We start from the raw sequence: 18,427 nt of genomic DNA, 5'->3' as shown, positions 1-18,427 counted from the left end.
TTTTCAGAGGGGGGCGGGGAGGGGTTCTCATGCCGCGTCCCTGCGGGTCTGGTTGTGGGTGATGGACCAGTTGAGGGCGCTGCGGAGGGTGGAACGGCATTCGGCCGGGGCGAGTCCGGCCGCCTCGCCCCCCTCCTGAAGAGCCTGTTCGACCACGTGCCGGGGGATGTCGCCCCACGCGACGAACCGTCCCAGGGCGCGCGCCGCCCGGAACAACGTGGCCTCGCGGTCGCCGACTTGGGCCGCAGCGACGTTCCGTACCTCGTTGGCGAGCGCTACATCCGCGTATCGGCGGGATTGCCCCGATGCGGCCATGGAGGGGGCCTGAGACGCCCGGGGGGCGGGTCGCAGGATGCTCAGCAGCCATCCGGGCAGTGGGGCCGTCTCAGGGGCGCACAGGGCTTCGTACGGTCCGGCGGGGGTGATGCTGCCCGCGGCGACGACGTAGCCGCCCCACGCCCGGGTGTCGACCAACTCGGCCAGCGTTCCGGCCGTGTTGGCGAGTCGGAGCCCGGTCGGGGCGGTGAAGTAGAGGTGGGTTCCGCCGCTCGCGGTCCGGGTGCGGTAGGTGGTGGGGACGGCGTGTCCGGCGCGCTCGCAGAGCGCCCCGAAGGATGCCGCGCCGCCAGGCGCGTCCGAACTGCCCTTGTCCTTGGGCACGTCCAGGTCGACCACGACCAGCCCCGACGGGCCGGTCGCGATACCGACGTTGAACGGGGCCGTCGTCCAGGCGGCCCGGATACGGTCCGGGTCGACGGTGGCGCGCTGCTCCCACTTCAGGTGGCCGTCCGCGCAGGGTCCGGTGCCGGTGCAGGACTTCTCGCCGTGGAGGGCGGGGCGCTTGGTGTTGGGGCGGAGGGGGAAGACGTGCCAGCCGCGGGCGGCGGCGGCCAGTGCGGCGGTCAGGAGGTGGGTGTTGGTCATGCCGCTGCCTCCTGCGGTTCGGCGGAGGTGAAGCAACCGCAGCCGCCCTCGTCGAAGAGGTCAAGCTGTTCCGGCTGCTGTTCGATGCGGCGGCGGAGTGCGGCCAGGGTGAGCGGCCGGGTCTGGCCGCCGGTCCGGTCGCGGAGGATGCTCACGTCCTTGCCGAGGAGACGGCGCATCCTGGCCTCGGCGGCCTCGGCTCGGGCGTAGCGCTCGGGGAAGACCTCCAGCAAGCGCACCCATTGGGCCTGGCCGCCCTTGACGCAGCCACCGCCGCAGTTGTTATGCGACCAGCCGAGCCGGTACAGGCGCGGAATGGGCAGGCCAGCCGCGCGGGCTTCGGTCAAAAGCTGGTGCTTGTCCCGGTAGGGCGGACGGGTCAGCGGTGCGTCGACGGGCCAGGGCGCCCAGCCGTCGACGATGGCGGGCAGGCGGTGGGTTTCGCTCCAGTCGATGCCGACGTAGACCACCGTTGAGGCCGGGTCGGTGTGGTTGGTCAGCCAGCGTCGGCAGGGCTCCTGCTTGAGCACGTGGGAGCACTGGGCGATGCGGGTGTTGCCGAGCCACCGCTTGTCTTCGAAGACCTGCCAGGGGTCGCGCTCCTGCTCGTCGGCGACGCGCACGATCTGCGTACCGAGCTGCGCGGCAGCGGTCTGGTTCCAGGCGTAGAGGTCTTCGTCCTCGGCGTTCGTGTCGGCGAACAACAGGATGGTGCTGGCCGTACCGTGTTCGGCGATGACGTGACGGGCGGTGGCCCAGCTCGTGATGCCGCCGGACCACATGACGACATGCGTCACGTCGTCATGTGGCTGCGGCGTGCGGGGCGCTCGCCGGATAGGGATGGGTTGGGTCATGCTGGAGACCTCCAACAGGTCTGTAGTGGGTCTGACTGGACAAGGGCGGCCCCGGACTTTGGCGAGACGGGGGCCGCCCTTGGCGTGGCTAGGCGTCGGGGTGGTCGGCGGTGCGGTCGCGTCGCTGTTCCTGCTGCCGCCATGCGGCGTACTCGCGGCGGACGTAGCCGCGCGGGTCGGCCTCCGCCTGTGCCGGGACACGGCGCTTGTAGTGGCCCTTGTCCATGTCGAGCAGGTACAGGGCGGCGGCCTGCGCGGTTTCGGCGGCGTCGCCGTCGCTGAACAGGTCGAACTCGTCCCGGAGCGCCATACGGTCCAGCAGCGCAGCCCTGCGCAGGTAGAAGTCCCGGTCCATTTCGGCGAAGCCTTCGGCAGTGGCGACGACGTCGACCATCCAGCCGAACTCGTCGGCGATCGTCGGGGCCAGGGCGTAGGCGTCCCGCGGGGAGGGCCACGCCCGCGGGTCCATGTGGTGGTCGGCGGTCGCGTACAGCCGTGTCCGCCTGCGGTCGCGGGTCGGGCGGGCCTGGACGTGCCGCAGGTCGAACGTCTGGCCCAGGGCGGTGACGACCTGGTCGACGTCGGCGGGGTCGCAGATGACGCGGATCTCGAACATGTCTCTCCTCTCGGGGTTCAGAACGGGGGTTCGTCGCTGTAGCCGCCGTGGGTCCACGGGCTGCGGTCGCTGCCGTGCCGGTGCAGCCAGCGGGACATGCGCGGCAGGGGCAGCAGCGTCCAGCGGCGGGAGTCGTTCCAGCAGTCGCAGATCTCGTAGTCGGTGCCGTCGTACTCGCCGGTCTCGGGGTGGCCGTAGTCGCGTGCAGTGCCGCCCTCCCCCTGGCAGTTGTCGCAGTCGGGGCGAGGCGTGTCGGTCAGGACCAGGGCCCGGTGGGGGCAGTGGGCGACCTGAATGCGCAGTCGGATCACGGGTGTTGGGCTCCCTTGTCAGCCGTAGAACTTGTTGCGCTTGATGACGGCCTTGCGGATGTTGACCGTCGTTCCGCCCCGGTGGCCGCTGGCGCTGAACACCTGCACGGCGATCCAGCCGCCGAAGATGACGGCGGCGAGGATGACGAGTTGGGTGATCAGGGCGGTGAGGGCGGTGATGAAGGCGGTGAGCATGAGCAGTCCGCCGCACACCGCGAGGAACCCCACGCCTCCGAGCGCGATGTTCACCGCCGTCCGCGAGACGGCCGGCTTGGCGGCGACCGGTTCGGGTTTGGCGGGCTCGATGGCGTAGCCGGTGATGACGCGGCCGTCCGGGAGGACGACGCTCGCGACGGCCGGGATGGTGCCCGGCTGCACGGGCATGAGCGGGGCGGTGTGCACGGGGGTGAGCGGGGCGGGGGTGTGGACTTCCACGGCCGCCGTCTCGTGTGCGGCCGGACGGCCGTACGCGGTGGGTTCGTTCACGGTGCTGGTCTCCCTTCGGGTCAGTGACGGATGCCGGGCAGGGCGTCCGTGACGGCGGTGACGAGCTGGTCGACGGTGCCGGCCGCGCCGGTGTGGGCGAGGTAGAAGCCGAACAGCGCGACGGCGACCGCCGCACCGGCGCCGACCGCGCGGAAGCGCAGCAGCAGAACCACAACGACGGCGAGCAGCAGCACGAGCGGGACGGTGATGACCACGGGGTCTCCTGGATCAGCGGCGGGCGCAGGCGGGGTAGGCAGAGCCGTGGAAGCAGCTCTTGTAGTCGTGCCGGGTGACGCGGAAGGAGTGGCGCTGACCGTCGGTGGTGGTGACGGTGAGCCGGTAGTGCCAGCCGCCGGACTTGTAGTAGGCGGCGCTGCGGTCGGTGACGGTGCCGGTCGGACCGGGCGGGTACGTGGGGCTGCAAGCGGTCAGGGCCAGGACGGCCCCGAAGGTCGCGGCAGCGGCGAGGGCCGTGCGCATGGCGGGTTGCTCCTCCGGTCGGTCAGCGGTGGCCGGCGCGGTAGGTGCGCGCGGCGCGGTTGTAGATCCAGCGGCCGACGCGTATGCGCTTGCCGGTGGCGTCGCAGCGGCGGCAGTCACGGCCGCGCTTGGTCTTGCCCTTGCGGTCGGTCTTGAAGGCGTGGCCCATGCCGTCGCACTTGCGGCAGTCCCCGAACGGGCTCAGCCAGCACTTGACGACGTAACCAAGGGTGACGAACAGCAGGAAGGCGGTAGCGAGCACGGCAAGGCTCATCAAGGGCCTCTCAGAGGGGTTTCGAGGGGTTTCCGCAGGTCGGCCGCTAGACGCTAGCGACCTGATCAGGGGTGGTTTGGGTCGCTAGCGGGGTCGCTTGCGCAAGCGACGGACGGTGCTTACGCAAGCGACCCCGGGGACCTATCCGGCGTCCCGCTTGTTGTTGCGCTGCGTAATCGCGGTGGCGATGTCGTCGCGCTTGATGCCGCGCTTGTTGACGACCTTGCCGTCGACGCGGCGGCTGATCTGCTCGGTGGCCACCCCGTACGGCTTGAGCGAGGCGGTGAGGGCTTCGGCCTTGGGCTTGGGCTCAAGTTCGACCCACGGGCCATAGACGTCCGGGCGCAGATTCGCGAGACGGTCCACGACCGTTTCGGACCACACCTTGACCTCGCCCTTGCCGAGGACGGCCGCAACGTCGTCAAGGATCGTCGCGGACGTCTCCGGGACCGGGGCCTCGCCGGCCGCGTCGCCGGACAGAGTGCCCTCCGCCTCGCGCAGAGCTGCGGCGCGGGTCAGGATGCGGTCGGCGTCACGGCCGTCGGCGAGGTAGGTGCGCACGATCCCGGAGTCGTCGGACATGCCCTTGAGCAGACCGACGCCCTTGTGGGACTTCAGCAGCTTGGACGCGTCCAGCCCCTCCGAGTACGAACCCGCACCGAGGATGGTGTCCGACACCTGGTAGGCGCCGACCCGCAGCGCGAACCGGGCCTGATGCTGGTCACGCAGCTCCGACGGGCACGCCTTGTCGTCCGGCTTCTGCGTCGCGGTCATCACCGAGACGCCGACGGCCGGGGCGACGCGGGCGAGGTAGACCAGCAGGGCCAGGATCTCCTTGCCGTGCTCGGGATGGGTCAGGTACTCCTGCACCTCGTCCACCACGAACAGGACCAGGGGCATGTTGAGCCTCACGTCCCGGCTGATCTCCGGGGTGAGCTTGCCCTCCGGGCAGACGTGCAGCGGCAGTTCGGACAGCCGGTGATAGCGGTCCTCGACGTCCGCCTTCAGCTCCCGCAGTGAGGCGAGCAGGTGCTGAACCGGGTCGAACCCGTTCTTCGGCACGATGCCGAACCCGATGCGGTGGGCGACCTTGACGAACGTGCGCCAGTCCGGCGACGCCTTGCCGTCGAACACGTACAGCCTGACGTACGGGTCCAGTGCGGCGGCGAGGGCGATCGTGCGGGCGGAGAACGTCTTGCCCTGCCGGGGCACGGCGCCGACCAGCAGCGACAGCCACAGCATGGTCGCCATGACCGGGTTGCCGCGCTCGTCCACGCCCCACGGGAACGGCTTCCAGAAGTCCACCCGCGTCGCCCCCAGCAGGGGCGACTTGCCCGACGGCACGGCGAGCGGGTCACGGTCGGCGATCCAGTACGACACCCGCCGCCCGCTCGTCTCGTCCTTGTCCAGGAACAGTTGGGTCGGAGCGATGTCCATACCGGACGCCAGACGCGCATGCGCCTTCACCGCGTCCTCGAACGTCTTGCCGTACGGCAGGTCCACCACCACCCGCCATCCGTCGCCGTCCCGGCCGATCGGGCGCGGGAAGGCGATCGTCTGGTCCTTGCTGGTCAGCCCGGCCACCTCGTGCGCGCGGATGACGATGTCCGAGGACAGCCGCCGCTTGCGGAAGGTCACCTTCGCCATGTCGATGAGCGGCCGGTCGGCCGGCGCACCCACCATGCCCAACGTGGTGGTCAGCGTGGCCACGGCCAGCATGAGCAGCCACGACGGCGCCATGACGTACAGGGTGAGCGCGGCGGCGAGGCCGATGAACCCGCCCACGGTGGCGACGATCCCGCGCAGCCGCACGCGGTCGTTGCGCTGCCGGGAGAGCTTCAGGTAGTCCGCGGCGTTCTCCTCGGCGACGGAGGCCAGGCGCAGGGGCCTGCCCTCCGCGTCGGACACCCACCGGCCGAGGGCGGTCGACCACCGCCACGCGCCGCGCGGCGAGTACAGGCAGAGCTTCGGCGTGTAGACCAGCGGCAGCCGGACCGCGTGATAGCCGACCACAGTGGAGTAGTGCCGGATCGCCCACTTGCGGACGGCCGTGCGCTGGTCCGGGAGCTTCACCCAGTCCGGCAGCACCGGCATACGGGCCTTGTCCTTGGCCTCCATCCATTCCGCGACCGACGGCGGGTACGCCTCGCGCGGCGGGTCGACCGGCGCCCCCTCGTTCAGGCCGTCGGCCTCCGGGTCCTCGGCGTCGGGGAGTTCGGCCTCCCACTCCCCCGGCTTCACCACATCCTCGTTCGGGGCGGCCGGGGCGGGGTCGGTCGTCTTCTTCAGCGGGAACGGCAGCACGTCAGCCGTCGGCTGCTCGGTGCCCTCCGGACCCTCAAGGGGCGGCAGGTCGATGGTGTGCGTCACGATGTACGTACTCCTTCGGGAGTCGACGGGTCCGGCCGGCTTGCTGTGGCAAGTCGGGCGGCCGGACCCGGTGTGAGAGGTGGTTCAAGCGACGCGCTGTTCCTCGGGATAGGCGCAGGTCACGCACGTTCCGAGCGTGGGCGGGATGACGTATCCGGCATCCCGTCGGCAGGCGGGGCAGATACGGCGGGCGGTGTTCGCCCTGGCCAGGGCCGCCCATTTCGCGGGGGTCATGGGGCGTACCGGCTTGGCCAGGTCCACCCGGTAGAGGTAGGCGACCAGCGGCGGGCGTCGGCGGCGCGGCCGTTCGAGCTGAGCAGCCACGTCCTGACCGCCCGGACGCAACCCCCGGTCGCGCAACTGACGGCGGGTGGCGAGCCCGTCGGGGGCCAGATGCCACCGGTAGACCGCCAGCGCGGCCATCACGCCGCAGCCGCGTACGCGTTCGGGTGCGCGGCGGTGCGGGCCAGTAGGCGTAGCCGCGTGTCCGGGCAGGGCTCCTGCCGGGCGGCCCATTCGCCGGTGGTGATGAAGTCCTGGCCGATGTAGCGGGTGTAGGCGGGCGGGATCGCCTCGGTGAGTTCGGTGTGGTCAGCGGTCCATGTGATGTCCATGGCGGACTGCATCTCCGGGATGTCGGCCTTGCCGCCGCCCTTGCCGTACGCGGCGACGTACGGGCCGTCCCGCCACACGCCGTGCCGCCAGCCGCGCACCGGCCCGCGGTGCGGCCGGTGCGCGGGCCGCAGGGGCCGCCAGTACGGGCCGATCTCGAAGTAGCGATGCCGGATGACTCCGAGGTCGAACATCTCCCCGCACAGCGTCAGGTCCCTGCGCAGTCCGGAGCCTTGGACGTTCTCGATCACGTAGTCCACCCCGTACCGCTCGCACAGCTCCCGCACGGCGGGGATCAGGTCCGGGTGGAAGCGGCCCTTGTTCGTGCCCTTGGTCAGGGCGCAGGACGCCTGACAGGGCGGGGAGAGGTGCACCAGATGGAAGTCCTGAGCCCTCTCGCGGAACGCGTCCAACGCGTCCCCCAAGATGAACGGGAACGGGTAGGAGGGGCGGGGCACGATGTCGACCCCGACCACCTCGAAACCCGCCCGCCAGTACCCCATCCCTGCACCGCCGGCACCGCAGAACAGGTCCAGCACCCGCGGCCGTCGACGGATCATCACGCCACCCGCTTCCACGCCGCCCGCAACCGCACCTCCGACGCGGAATGACCCGCCGCGCGGAAGCGTGCGGCCATCTCGCGGTAGGACAGCGGAGGCGTCTGGGTGTGCCGGATGTCGTCGACCAGGACGTCAAGTTCCGTGTCCGTGAGCGCGGGCCCCGCCTCCAGCGCCAGCACCGTGACCGCCTCGGTCGGCCCCCACACCGGGAGCTCCCAGCGGGCCGTGACGGCGGGTGTGCCGTCGGGTGTGACGGGGGCCGTCACACAGGTCAGCGCCCTGCCCGTGTCCTCGCCCTGCCGCGCGCTCTCCAGCGTCGACCAGGCCGCGGACAGCTTCTGTGCAGTCTCGGCCTGGACGTGTGCGACGCGCGCACCGGCCTGCGTCACGGCCGTCAACCGGGTCTCCTCGGTGGCCGCTTCCGCCCGCAGCCGGGCACGCGCCACCGCCGCCTCGTCGCGGGCCTCCTGCTGGATGCCCCGGATGTCGGCGAGCGCGCCCGGGGTCAGGGCGGTGCGCTCCCACAGCCCGTGCACCAACCACAGAGCTTTCGCGGCGAGCGGCAGCCACGCCACCGCCAGCCACGCCCCCACCGAGGACCTCTCGGCGGTGAGGGCGTGGGCGACCAGGACACCGGTGGCTACCGCGCCGAAGGACCAGCCGACGGCCGTGACAGCGTGGTTGTGGTCGCCCTGCGCGGCCAGACGCCGCTCGTAGGCGAGGGTGGCCAGCCACCCACCGTCGATCCCCAGACCCACGACCAGCGCGACCAACCACGGCATCGAAGAGCCCAGCCACATCACGACCACCGCGAGGGTCAGCACCATGGAGACGGCCGTCATCGCGACGGCGGGCAGAACCGTCCGCTTCCTGCTCATGACGTCACCCCCCTGCGGCGGTTCTCGGCACGGCTGCGCTGGTCGGGCCGCGTGCGCGGACCGTCGACCCAGCAGAACGGGGCAATGCCGTCGGCAGCCTTGAACACGCGGATGGCGGCGCCCGCCGGCGCGTCAGGCAGGGCGTAGACCCTGCCCCCCTCCAGCGACGCCAGCAGCCGCGCCCCGTGGTGCTCGCAGCCGTCCACACCGCCGTTGAACGCATCCAGCACCGTCACGACCACCGGACCGTCGCACGGCGTCGGGTCTTCGGGGTGAGCAGCCGGGCAGCGGACCGTGCCGGTCATGCCGCACCCCCGGGCACGGTCGCGGCGGCCGTGTTGGCGAGGGTCCGGCGGGCGGCCAGAACACGGCGGCGGGCGCGGCGCAGCCTGCGGGCGTCCAGCTCGGTCGGCGTGCGGTCCAGGGTGATGATCTGCGCGTCCAACAGGTCGACGCGCGCCAGGATCAGCGGCATCTCGTGCTCGATCGCGTCCAGTTCCGCGGCCGTCGGCTCGCGGTCGAAACCGTCGGCGGTAACAACCGCCTGAACAGCAGCGATGTGCTTCATGGGTCGTGGTTCCTCTCGAAGGGTGGACGGCCCGAAAAGGCACCCCCGGAGTTGGCGCTCCGGGGGTGCGTGCCGTCATGGGTGAAGCCGCAGGTGCGGCCGTTTCAGCGTCCGCTCACACCCGGTGCGGGTGCGGACGCGGAGGACGGACCGGCAACGGCGGCTTGGTCCGCTCGTGCTCCGCGCCGGCCATCAGCGGCCACCGCGCACACGGGCGTTGTCCTCGCTGCGCTTGTTCGCCGCAGCGTTCTTGCGCGACAGATCCTCGTGCTCTTTCTCTGTCAGACTCGTCACCACAGGTGACCTCCACGTCAGGCGCCTGTACGCGGGTCCCGGGGTGCCACCCGGGGCCCGCTCCCGTAACGGAGCCAGCCGATTCCGACTCCCCCACCCCGCCCGTACGACCACCGCACGCGGCGGGTGGCCGGACGGCCGGGGGAGGCAACCGGCCGCAGCGTCAGACGCTGCGAGGCCGGGCGCGGAGTGGTGTCAGCAGATGTAGTCGGTGGGGTCGAGCGGCCGAAGCGCCCGGTCGATCAGGTAGAGGAGTGCCGCAGACTCCGCGGCGGTGAGGTCCGCGGTCGGGTCCAAGAGATCGTCCATGAGCACGGTCGTGTCGTAGAAGACGTCGTGGTCGTTCGCCCCGGGCAGGTCCTCGGTGGCGTAGCTGAGCGCGGCGAGCAGATTGCGGAAGTCCGCAGGTGTGGGCGGAACGACGGCGGGCTTCGTGACTCCGAGGTGATCGGCCACCTCGGTGAGCGTTTCGGTGTGTATGCCGATGAGCAAGTCGAGCGTGAGAGCGACGGTCTCAGCCATGAGAGTCCTTCGTTGTCGTCGCGGGAACAGAGCAGGTCAGTCCGGCTCCCCGCGCCCCCGCCCGTACGACCTCCGTGCGATGCACGTGGTCGGACGGGCGGGAGAGGCAGCCGCCCGCAGTGTCAGCACTGCGAAGCCAGAGCGGACCGGAATGAAGGTGGTGCGGCGCTGCCGGCCGGTCCATCGGGCAGCGCCGTCGTATGTCGTCGGCTCATGCCGACCTCCCTGTTGAGCGCAGGGGCTACAGGGCGCGGCTTTGTGCCGCGCGGTCCGCCTTTTCGACTCGGGGAGGCGGGGCCCACCTATGCAGTTCTCAAGTAACGGCAGCTCCCCGGTGAGCGCGGTAACCCTCCTCAGAGCGGCTCCCGTGAACACGGGACCCACCGGGCGCTGTCAGTGCAGGTCAAACAGGTGCGCCGTACGCGACGCCCCGTCTGGGTTGTCGCGTCCGCTGTGTGCAGTACCTGTTTTACAGGTACTGCATGAGGGTTCGTCAAGTACCGCGACGGACTCTCTTGGTTTTGTGCCGGGACTTCTTGGCGCACATTCAGAATCGCTGCTGGTCAGGGGAGTTGGTCACCCCACCCATGGACAGCTCTTCGACTTGTGGCTACGGTCAAGAGGTCCCTAGAAGTCCCTACGGGGGTGCAGATGTCGAACGAGCGTTTACGGTCCGCCCTCCTCGCGCGCGGCATGACCGTGCAGGGTCTCGCCGAAGCGATCGAGGTCAACCCGAAGACAGTCGAACGCTGGATCACGCAGGGCAAGGTGCCGTACCGGCGTCACCAGTACGCGACGGCGGCGGTGCTCAAGGTCGACGTGACGACGCTCTGGGATGACAGTCGCGCGGTCGAGAGTGCGACGGATCTGTCCAAAGCGGAGATCGTTGCCGTCTACCCGCATCGGCACACCGTGCCGTCCGGTCTCTGGCGTGACATCTATGCGCGAGCGGAGGCCAACCTAGACGTTCTCGTCTACTCCGGGCTCTTCCTGTCCGAAGATCCGCTGTTCCACGATCTTCTGAAGAAGAAGGTCCAAGGGGCGACCCAAGTGCGCATTCTGCTGGGGGACCCGGACTGTGAGGCCGTTCGGCAGCGTGGTGTCGATGAAGGGCACCGGATCATGGACGGCAAGATCCGCAACGCGCTGGTGAACTACCGGCCCCTCTTTGCGAGCCACCCGGAAATCCGCTTCAGGCTCCATGCCACGACGCTCTACAACTCCATATACCGGTCCGATGACGAGATGCTCGTCAACCCCCACGTCTACGGCATCGGCGCCTACATGGCACCGGTCTTCCACCTGCGGCGGATGCCGGGCGGCGGCCTGTTCGACACCTATGCGAATAGCATCGAACAGACCTGGGGCGGTGCCCGCCAGGTCACGGACCGAGACATCACAGGAGTCTGAACATGGGACGGATTGACTACCTCCATGACCCTGCTGCCCCGCCGGCCAACTCAGTCGTGCCGTCCGTGGTCGCGTTCGTGCAGAACGAGGCGGGACAGGTGCTGATGATCCAGCGTTCTGACAACGGGCGTTGGGCCCTGCCAGGTGGCGGCCATGATGTGGGGGAGTCCATCAGTGACACCGTCGTGCGGGAAGTCTGGGAAGAGACCGGCATCAAGGCGGAAGTCGTCGACGTCACGGGGCTCTACACCGACCCCGGGCACGTGATGCAGTACGACGACGGTGAGGTACGCCAGCAGTTCAGCATCTGTTTCCGTGCGCGGCCGGTCGGGGGTGAACTCCGTACCAGTGACGAGACGACTCAGGTCCGCTGGGTGGACCCTGCGGACCTGACGGCGTTGGACGTTCACCCGACCATGCGGCTCCGTATCGAGCACGCCATGGACCGTGCGAGGACGGTGCCCTACATCGGTTGACGCTTGGCGGCGGCAACCCGTTCGAGGACGCGGAACGTGCACATGTGGATCTCGGGTTCCGCGCGTCGGATGAACTTCCCGATCAGGCTCTCGGGCCCGTACCGGCCAGCGATCTCGTTGACCCGGTCGACAGGATTGGTCGGCGTGCCGTCCGGCGTGGTGTTCATGTCGCAGTAGCACAGGGCGTCGTTCAAGTGCTCGCTCTCGCGCGAGAACTCGCCCTCCAGCTCCTCGCGCATACCGCGGGCCTCCGCCTCCAGCCGTGCGCAGGAGTGGTGAGCAACGAGGTTGACGACCCGCTCGTCTGCACCGGCCACGTCCCGGAGATAGCGTGCGCCGTCAAGCGGGTGGAAGCCCGTCTTGGCCAGGTCCGGCGCGTAACCGATGTCATGCAGGACCGCCGCGGCCTCCAGCAGATCCGCGTCCTGGTCAAGGATGAGCGCGATGGTGCGTGCCCGCTCAGCGACTCCGAGACAGTGCCGCCAGCGGCGCGGCAGGGGCTCGGCTAGCAGGGACTCTGCCAAGGGATAGGCCCACTCGGTCAATTTCGGCAAGCTAGGAACGCTCCTCTCGCGTCGGCATGGCGCGGACGGTCCGCACCCTGCCCTGTCCTCCCCCCGCCAGCACGCCGGCGGTCTCCAGCCTCTCCAGGGCTTTGGTCACCGTGGGACGTGAGACCCCGAACCGCCCCGCGAGCACGGAGGCACTCGGAAACGCTTCCCCCACCGCGAGCCTCTCAGCCGTGATGATGTCAGCGATCTGCTGATCCAACGGGCGCCGGTCCACTCGTTCGCCCGGACGCACGACACGCCACCGCTCGCCCTGGACCGGTTCGGCCACGCCGTCCTGCCGCAGCACGCCGAACGCGCGGACGGCGACTCCGCGCGAGACCTTGTGAGCGCTCATGACCTCAGCCAGGGACGGGAGTTCCGTCATGTCCGGGTCACTCTCGATCTGCCGCTTCACGGACTCGGCAATCTTCAGGAAGGTTCCCCGGGGGTTGGCCTGTTGCGACACTCGCTCTCCCTCTTCAGCGCCCGTCGTCACCCCAAGACTCCCACGACTTGCGACCTCTGCGGAGGGCCCGACCGGCAGCGCGCGAACGCGGTGCCGACCAGTCCCAAACCATGTGCCCGGCCTCGTGTGCGGGCAGAGCCCGCGGAGACTCCTGCGGCCAACCTGTGGCCAGCAGAGGGCCGACAGCGGGGCACCGCATCCTGTATCCGCAGGTCAAGGCAGTGGTCACCACACGAAAGCGGGTGGTCTTGAAAACCGTCGTGGCGGCGACGTCACCGTGGGTTCAAATCCCACACCCACCGCAGGTGAACGGCCCCTGACCAGGTACGACGGTCGGGGGCCATCGCATTGTCCGGTGCCCGTCAGTCGCCCTGATTCACCGTGGTTTACCCCTCTATCGGGCACGGATGGGGCACGCTACGCGTGTCGATGAGCGGGACGCCTCCTGGCTGGCTCGACCGAGCACCTTGTACGTAGCATCGCTCGATGTGACGTACATGGGGGCTGCTAGTTCGGCCGACAACGATCCGGTGCATACCGGGATCTTCTTCCTGGTCATGGGGCTGGTCGTTATGGGATGGGTGACGCTCGGCCGTCGACAAGGGTGGAAGTTGATCCAGGAAGTTGGACCGTACTCGTACAGGTCTGGGATGGTACAGGGTGCTTTGTCTGTCTTGGGTGGAGCGATTGCGGTGGTTGTTGGTCTCCTGACCCGGTAGCTATGCGGATGATCGCGCCAGCATTGCTGGCGTGCAGTCGGAGCCGACCGGCCCCGCTGTCGCTTTGACCGTACGGTCTCGGTTCATCGCCTGGCCTGTCCTCGCGCGTCGGCGCAGCGCGGGCGGAGCCGGCTGGCGGCAAGAGCGGCGCCCGCAGCGGAGCCGGGAGCGTGCCCGGCGGAGCGGCAGCGGAGCCGGGCTTGAATGAAGACGCGTCGACGGCGAGCCACGCACAGGCCATTCACGATCAGCACCGCTGTGTCTGCGATGGGTCAGCCCAAAGATTCGCCGTCGCGGTGCATCTTGACACCTACGGCTAACAGCAGTGTGCCAGCCACCAGGCCCATCAGGTCGGGGAGGGAGTCCAACCAGCTCGCGATCTTCGCGGAGTTGACCACGGGATTGATCGTGGCAGGTGAACGTGCTCAGTGCCACGGGCGGGTTGTCCTCGGAAGGGGTGCCGCTCATGGAGTGGCGCCCCTTCCGGGTCATCGGTCAGCGGATCGCCTCGTCCATCAGGACGTAGAGCAGGCCCACCAGGGAGCCGCTGCTGACGATCTCCTGGCGGTCGATCATCGCGCGTACCGCGGTCAGGGGGATCCACTCGATGCGGTCGGACTCGTTCAGTTCTGTCGGCGGGCCTACGTACGTGGCTCCGTCCGCGCGGAAGATGTGGTGCTGGGAGTCGGTGATGCCGTTGGCCGGTTCGGCGTAGATCAGGGGTTTGACCGGGCCGCAGCGCCAGCCCGTTTCCTCCAGGACCTCGCGGGCTGCCGTGTCGGCCGGGGTCTCGTCCTCCTCGACCAGGCCCATGGGGAGTTCCCAGGCCCAGGTGTCCGTGATGAAGCGGTGGCGCCACATCATCAGGATCTCGCGTCGTTCGTTGACCACCGCGGCCACGGCCAGGTGACGGAGCTTGACGACGTGGTGTTCCCAGCGGTTTCCGTCCGGTGTCTCGATGTCGGTGAGCCAGAGGTTCACCCACTCGTTCTCATAGATCGGACGTTCACCGTGGATCTTCCACTGCATTGCTGTGGCCCCTCTCGATCGGGCTCCAGCATTGCAGAGCATGCCCCTATCGGTGTGCGGGACAGGCCAGTTGGGGTATTGCGTGTCGTGGCGAGTTATGCGTCGCGGGTGCAGGTCAGACGGGCCGCCGACGCCAGCGTCGCCCGCGCCTCGCGTTCCGTCAGCCCTGTCCGGCAGGCCGCGTCCACCAGTGGCTCGGTCAGGGCCGGGCCCATGCCGTTCTCGTACGCGCGGCAGGCCGCCCAGAACAGGCGGGTGTTGCGCTGGCCCGCGTGTGCCGCCAGGACGAACTGGACCAGGCCGTCGCCGTTCCCGTTGTGCGAAGGGGCCGGTGCGCCGCGGTTCGGGCGGGGTGGCGGCGGGAGCAGGAGGCAGAGGAGGGAGCGCGGGCACGGGGCGGGGGTCAGGTGCGTGGTGCCGGGGGCTGTTGTGTACACGCCGTGGTCCGTACGGGAGCCCGGGCCGACCAGATAGCCGCCCGCGCCCCTGATGTCTATGCCCGGCGCCAGTCGGCCGGCCGAGTTCGGGACCACGACGTCCGGCGGGCCGGTGAGCCACAGATGGCGTCCGCCCGACGGGGTCACTACGACGACCGTCGGCGGGATGGTGAACAGATGGCGCAGCGCCAGTTCCCGCAGCGCCGCCGAGGAGTCCGTGCCCGTCTTGACGTCCAGGTCCACGCCGATCAGATGGTGCGGAGCCAGCCCGCAGGCGATGCCGTAACCGGTCGCCCACGGCGCGGCGGCGAACAGCGTGCGGATACGCGCCGGGTCGCTCGACGCGTCGTACACCCCGTGGCCCGGGCGGCCGCACTCGCCGCGGCAGGGCGGCGTCGAGGGGGAGTCGCCGTGGTGGGGGGAGCGCAGGGCCGGGAGCTTCGTCCGGGACAGGGGGATGACGGCCAGGCCGCGTTCGGCGGCCGACAGGGCGTGCGCGAGGGCGATGGCCAGGGTTGTGGCCTGCCGGTGTGTGGTGGCCATGCCTTTAGTTTCGTACGAATGTTCGAGGATGGGAAGGGGGTGGGGGTTCCGGGAGGGGCTGTGTCCGCGCCCCGGTGGCAGCGGTGGCGCTTCGGTGCCGCCGCGCGGACGTGTGCCTGGCGCCTGCCCGGGAGTCCTACGGCCGTCGTACGGTCATTCACTCGCGTGACCTTGACACCCTTCCCTATCTGACGGACAGTCAGATATTCGTGAACAGCCACAGCCCCATCGGGACGACGGGAACGGAGTGCGGCCGTGGACGATGTCGGGGCGGCGGGCCAGTGGGACCAGCGGCTCAAGGCGTACGAAGGGCGGGTCGCCGCTCCTACCGTCACTGGGCTGGACCCCGTCAACGCCCCCATGATCCGGCACTGGTGCGAGGCCCTCGGCGACACCAACCCCGTGTACACCGGCCCGGACGCCGTCGCACCGGCCACGATGCTCCAGGTGTGGACCATGTCCGGCCTCGCCGGTCGCCCCGGGCGCTCCGGGCCGTACGTCGAACTGCTCGGCCTGCTCGACGAGGTGGGCTGCACCTCGATCGTCGCCACCGACTGCGAGCAGGAGTATCTACGGCCGCTGCGGCTCGGTGACGAGGTCGAGTTCGACGCCGTCATCGAGTCGGTCTCGGAGCGCAAGTCCACCAAACTGGGCAGCGGTTACTTCGTCACCACCCGCATGGACGTCCGTGTCGGCGGTGAACTCGTGGGCACCCACCGTTTCCGGGTCCTCAAATACGCCCCCATCAGACCCAGTTCCAGTTCCCCTTCCAGTTCCGGTTCCGGATCTGGCACCAGCACCGCCGCCGGTGCCAAACGCCCCCGCCCCGTCGTCAACCGCGACAACGCCGGTTTCTGGGCAGGGATCAAGGACCACCGCCTTCTCATCCAGCGCTGCACCGCCTGCGGTACCCTCCGGCACCCCTGGCTGCCGGGCTGCAACAGTTGCGGCAGCCCCGGCTGGGACACCGTCGAGGCGAGCGGCGACGGCACCGTGTACTCGTACGTCGTCATGCACCACCCGCCCTTCCCCGCCTTCGAACCCCCGTACGCGGTCGCCCTGGTCGAGCTCGCGGAGGGTGTGCGGATCGTCAGCAACGTGGTCGGGGTGCCGTACGACAAGGTGCGGATCGGGATGCCCGTGCGGGTCGGGTTCCGTGCCTATGAGGAGGATCTGGTGCTGCCCGTCTTCCAACCCGCCGACCAGGCTGGGCCCGACGAGGGCGGATCCGTGCCGTCGGAGATGTCGGAGGTCGCCCCGTGAAAGTCGGTCAGCGGCTCGCCCCGCTGGAGATCCCGATCACCCGTACCCTCATCGTCGCCGGGGCCATCGCCTCCCGTGACTACCAGGACGTCCACCACGACCCGGACCTGGCACGGGGCAAGGGCTCCCCGGACGTCTTCATGAACATCCTCACCACCAACGGCCTCGTCGGCCGCTACATCACTGACCACTTCGGGCCCACGGCCGAGCTCCGCAAGGTCGCCATCCGCCTCGGCGCCCCCAACTACCCGGGGGACACGATGGTGTTGACCGGAACGGTGGAAGAGGTCGAAGAGGTTGAAGAGGTCGATGAGGAGGAGGGCGGTGCCCGCCTCACCGCCACCGTCCGCGTCGTCGGCGCCAATCGCATCGGCCGCCATGTGACCGGCACGGTCACCGTCACCGTACCGAGGAACGGACCGTCCGCCGCGGACGGTGGCGGTGAGGCATGAGCCTGCGGAACCGGGATCGGCTCGGTGGCCGGGCCGCCGTCGTCGGCATCGGGGCGACCGAGTTCTCCAAGGACTCCGGGCGCAGTGAGCTGCGGTTGGCGGTGGAGGCGGTGCGGGCCGCGCTCGACGACGCCGGGCTGACACCGGCCGACGTCGACGGGCTGGTCACCTTCACCATGGACACCAGCCCCGAGATCACCGTGGCCCAGGCGGCCGGCATCGGTGAGCTGTCCTTCTTCTCCCGCGTCCACTACGGCGGCGGCGCGGCCTGCGCGACCGTCCAGCAGGCGGTGCTCGCGGTGGCGGCGGGCGTGGCCGAGGTCGTCGTCTGCTATCGCGCCTTCAACGAGCGCTCCGGCCGCCGGTTCGGCTCCGGGGTGCAGCACCGGGAGCCCTCCGCGGAGGGCGCCGCGCTCGGCTGGTCGCTGCCGTTCGGGCTGCTGACGCCCGCCTCCTGGGTGGCGATGGCGGCCCAGCGCTATCTGCACACCTACGGGCTGACCCCCGAGGCGTTCGGGCACGTGGCCGTGGTGGACCGGGCGCACGCCGCGAACAACCCTGCGGCGTACTTCCACGGCCGCCCCATCACCCTCGCCGACCACGCCGCCTCCCGCTGGATCGCCGAGCCGCTGCGGCTGCTGGACTGCTGCCAGGAGACCGACGGCGGTCAGGCGCTCGTCGTGACCTCCCTCGAACGGGCCCGCGATCTGCCCCGCCCGCCCGCGGTGATCGCCGCCGCCGCGCAGGGCGCCGGCCGCGGGCAGGAGCAGATGACCAGCTTCTACCGCGACGACCTCACCGGCCTTCCGGAGACGGCCGTCGTCGCCCGGCAGCTGTGGCGGACGTCCGGGCTCGCTCCCGCCGACATCGACGTGGGGATCCTGTACGACCACTTCACGCCGTTCGTGCTGATGCAACTGGAGGAGTTCGGCTTCTGCGGGCCGGGCGAGGCGGCCGACTTCGTGGCTGCCCGGGGGCTGCCCCTGAACACCCACGGGGGCCAGCTCGGGGAGGCGTATCTGCACGGCATGAACGGCATCGCGGAGGCGGTACGGCAGGTGCGCGGCACCTCCGTGAACCAGGTGTCCGGGGCGGCGCGGGTCCTGGTGACCGCAGGGACCGGGGTGCCGACGTCCGGGCTGGTCCTCACCGGGGACGGGCAGCGGGGCTGAACACTCCCCGGTCCCCGCGCAGGTGAGCCGTCGGGCCCCGCGTAACCGAGCCGTAGGGTCACGTTCCCGCACGGTTGAGCCGTACGGTCCTCGCACGAGTGAACTCAGGGGCGAACCCGCAGTACTTGCGGGCCGCTCGTCCACCTTCAGGAGGTGTAGC

At 70.0% G+C, this 18,427-nt stretch carries 24 protein-coding genes and 1 tRNA gene; 6 read left to right on the top strand and 19 right to left on the bottom strand.

Annotated elements, in window-relative coordinates; genetic code table 11:
• Positions 1–27: 27 nt before the first annotated feature.
• The 15 genes from ACSYGN_RS19370 to ACSYGN_RS19300 form a co-directional block, all read right to left on the bottom strand.
• Positions 28–924, bottom strand: a complete 897-nt coding sequence (locus tag ACSYGN_RS19370; protein ID WP_460397311.1) for a bifunctional DNA primase/polymerase — start codon at positions 922–924, stop codon at positions 28–30.
• Entirely contained in the window at positions 921–1,721 is an 801-nt protein-coding gene (locus ACSYGN_RS19365; protein ID WP_460397309.1) for a hypothetical protein, read from the bottom strand. The genes ACSYGN_RS19370 and ACSYGN_RS19365 overlap by 4 nt, the downstream gene beginning before the upstream one ends.
• Positions 1,722–1,866: 145 nt before the next feature.
• Entirely contained in the window at positions 1,867–2,394 is a 528-nt protein-coding gene (locus ACSYGN_RS19360; RefSeq protein ID WP_460397307.1) for a hypothetical protein, read from the bottom strand.
• Positions 2,395–2,411: 17 nt separating this feature from the next.
• A complete protein-coding gene (locus ACSYGN_RS19355; RefSeq protein ID WP_460397305.1) occupies positions 2,412–2,705 on the bottom strand; it encodes a hypothetical protein in 294 nt (97 codons plus the stop codon).
• Positions 2,706–2,723: 18 nt separating this feature from the next.
• Positions 2,724–3,191: a hypothetical protein gene (locus ACSYGN_RS19350; protein WP_460397303.1), complete on the bottom strand. Its 468-nt coding sequence runs from the start codon at positions 3,189–3,191 to the stop codon at positions 2,724–2,726.
• 20 nt (positions 3,192–3,211) lie between these two features.
• On the bottom strand, positions 3,212–3,406 hold the full coding sequence (locus ACSYGN_RS19345; protein WP_460397301.1) for a hypothetical protein: 195 nt from the start codon (positions 3,404–3,406) through the stop codon (positions 3,212–3,214).
• 13 nt (positions 3,407–3,419) lie between these two features.
• Complete coding sequence (locus tag ACSYGN_RS19340) at positions 3,420–3,671, bottom strand: hypothetical protein (protein WP_460397299.1); 252 nt, start codon at positions 3,669–3,671, stop codon at positions 3,420–3,422.
• A gap of 22 nt (positions 3,672–3,693) precedes the next feature.
• Positions 3,694–3,945, bottom strand: a complete 252-nt coding sequence (locus ACSYGN_RS19335) for a hypothetical protein (RefSeq protein ID WP_460397297.1) — start codon at positions 3,943–3,945, stop codon at positions 3,694–3,696.
• A 141-nt stretch (positions 3,946–4,086) separates the two neighbouring features.
• Positions 4,087–6,315 carry a cell division protein FtsK gene (locus ACSYGN_RS19330; protein ID WP_460397295.1) on the bottom strand — a complete coding sequence of 743 codons (2,229 nt, stop codon included), beginning with the start codon at positions 6,313–6,315 and terminating at the stop codon, positions 4,087–4,089.
• A gap of 84 nt (positions 6,316–6,399) precedes the next feature.
• Entirely contained in the window at positions 6,400–6,738 is a 339-nt protein-coding gene (locus ACSYGN_RS19325; RefSeq protein ID WP_460397293.1) for an RRQRL motif-containing zinc-binding protein, read from the bottom strand.
• Positions 6,738–7,487 (bottom strand): DNA cytosine methyltransferase, encoded by a 750-nt coding sequence (locus ACSYGN_RS19320; protein ID WP_460397291.1) that lies wholly within the window; start codon positions 7,485–7,487, stop codon positions 6,738–6,740. The genes ACSYGN_RS19325 and ACSYGN_RS19320 overlap by 1 nt, the downstream gene beginning before the upstream one ends.
• Positions 7,487–8,365, bottom strand: coding sequence for a protein spdB (locus tag ACSYGN_RS19315; protein WP_460397289.1), 879 nt, complete (start codon positions 8,363–8,365; stop codon positions 7,487–7,489). The genes ACSYGN_RS19320 and ACSYGN_RS19315 overlap by 1 nt, the downstream gene beginning before the upstream one ends.
• Positions 8,362–8,670 (bottom strand): hypothetical protein, encoded by a 309-nt coding sequence (locus tag ACSYGN_RS19310; protein ID WP_460397287.1) that lies wholly within the window; start codon positions 8,668–8,670, stop codon positions 8,362–8,364. The genes ACSYGN_RS19315 and ACSYGN_RS19310 overlap by 4 nt, the downstream gene beginning before the upstream one ends.
• A complete protein-coding gene (locus ACSYGN_RS19305) occupies positions 8,667–8,933 on the bottom strand; it encodes a DUF6284 family protein (protein WP_460397285.1) in 267 nt (88 codons plus the stop codon). Before ACSYGN_RS19305 ends, ACSYGN_RS19310 begins: the two co-directional genes overlap by 4 nt.
• Positions 8,934–9,422: 489 nt before the next feature.
• Positions 9,423–9,749, bottom strand: a complete 327-nt coding sequence (locus tag ACSYGN_RS19300) for a hypothetical protein (protein WP_460397283.1) — start codon at positions 9,747–9,749, stop codon at positions 9,423–9,425.
• A 651-nt stretch (positions 9,750–10,400) separates the two neighbouring features.
• Between ACSYGN_RS19300 and ACSYGN_RS19295 the strand changes: the two genes are divergently transcribed.
• Positions 10,401–11,159, top strand: coding sequence for a helix-turn-helix domain-containing protein (locus tag ACSYGN_RS19295; RefSeq protein ID WP_460397281.1), 759 nt, complete (start codon positions 10,401–10,403; stop codon positions 11,157–11,159).
• 2 nt (positions 11,160–11,161) lie between these two features.
• A complete protein-coding gene (locus tag ACSYGN_RS19290) occupies positions 11,162–11,635 on the top strand; it encodes an NUDIX domain-containing protein (protein ID WP_460397279.1) in 474 nt (157 codons plus the stop codon).
• Here ACSYGN_RS19290 and ACSYGN_RS19285 read toward each other — a convergent pair.
• Together ACSYGN_RS19285 and ACSYGN_RS19280 are read right to left on the bottom strand one after the other, a co-directional pair.
• Positions 11,623–12,189 (bottom strand): HD domain-containing protein, encoded by a 567-nt coding sequence (locus ACSYGN_RS19285; protein ID WP_460397277.1) that lies wholly within the window; start codon positions 12,187–12,189, stop codon positions 11,623–11,625. The two genes, ACSYGN_RS19290 and ACSYGN_RS19285, sit on opposite strands and share 13 nt — an antisense overlap.
• A 1-nt stretch (position 12,190) precedes the next feature.
• The gene (locus tag ACSYGN_RS19280) at positions 12,191–12,652 is read right to left on the bottom strand and encodes a GntR family transcriptional regulator (protein ID WP_460397275.1); all 462 of its coding nucleotides are present in this window, start codon (positions 12,650–12,652) and stop codon (positions 12,191–12,193) included.
• Between the two features lie 211 nt (positions 12,653–12,863).
• On the opposite strand from ACSYGN_RS19280, the gene ACSYGN_RS19275 reads away from it, so the two are divergent.
• A tRNA-OTHER gene (locus ACSYGN_RS19275) sits at positions 12,864–12,954 on the top strand.
• Between the two features lie 912 nt (positions 12,955–13,866).
• Here the strand turns inward: ACSYGN_RS19275 and ACSYGN_RS19270 are convergent.
• Complete coding sequence (locus ACSYGN_RS19270; RefSeq protein WP_460397273.1) at positions 13,867–14,400, bottom strand: NUDIX hydrolase; 534 nt, start codon at positions 14,398–14,400, stop codon at positions 13,867–13,869.
• A gap of 95 nt (positions 14,401–14,495) precedes the next feature.
• Positions 14,496–15,380 carry a bifunctional DNA primase/polymerase gene (locus tag ACSYGN_RS19265; RefSeq protein ID WP_460397271.1) on the bottom strand — a complete coding sequence of 295 codons (885 nt, stop codon included), beginning with the start codon at positions 15,378–15,380 and terminating at the stop codon, positions 14,496–14,498.
• Positions 15,381–15,635: 255 nt separating this feature from the next.
• On the opposite strand from ACSYGN_RS19265, the gene ACSYGN_RS19260 reads away from it, so the two are divergent.
• Genes ACSYGN_RS19260 through ACSYGN_RS19250 form a run of 3 tightly spaced genes read left to right on the top strand, consistent with a single transcriptional unit; the run spans position 15,636 to position 18,267 of the window.
• On the top strand, positions 15,636–16,643 hold the full coding sequence (locus ACSYGN_RS19260; protein WP_460397269.1) for a bifunctional MaoC family dehydratase N-terminal/OB-fold nucleic acid binding domain-containing protein: 1,008 nt from the start codon (positions 15,636–15,638) through the stop codon (positions 16,641–16,643).
• Entirely contained in the window at positions 16,640–17,095 is a 456-nt protein-coding gene (locus tag ACSYGN_RS19255) for a MaoC/PaaZ C-terminal domain-containing protein (RefSeq protein ID WP_460397267.1), read from the top strand. Before ACSYGN_RS19260 ends, ACSYGN_RS19255 begins: the two co-directional genes overlap by 4 nt.
• Positions 17,092–18,267 (top strand): lipid-transfer protein, encoded by a 1,176-nt coding sequence (locus ACSYGN_RS19250; RefSeq protein ID WP_460397265.1) that lies wholly within the window; start codon positions 17,092–17,094, stop codon positions 18,265–18,267. Before ACSYGN_RS19255 ends, ACSYGN_RS19250 begins: the two co-directional genes overlap by 4 nt.
• Positions 18,268–18,427: the final 160 nt, after the last annotated feature.

The sequence above is a fragment of the Streptomyces sp. YIM S03343 genome (assembly GCF_054729195.1).
The sequence above is the reverse complement of the archived record's forward strand: the minus strand, read 5'-3'. Positions and strand labels throughout refer to the sequence as shown.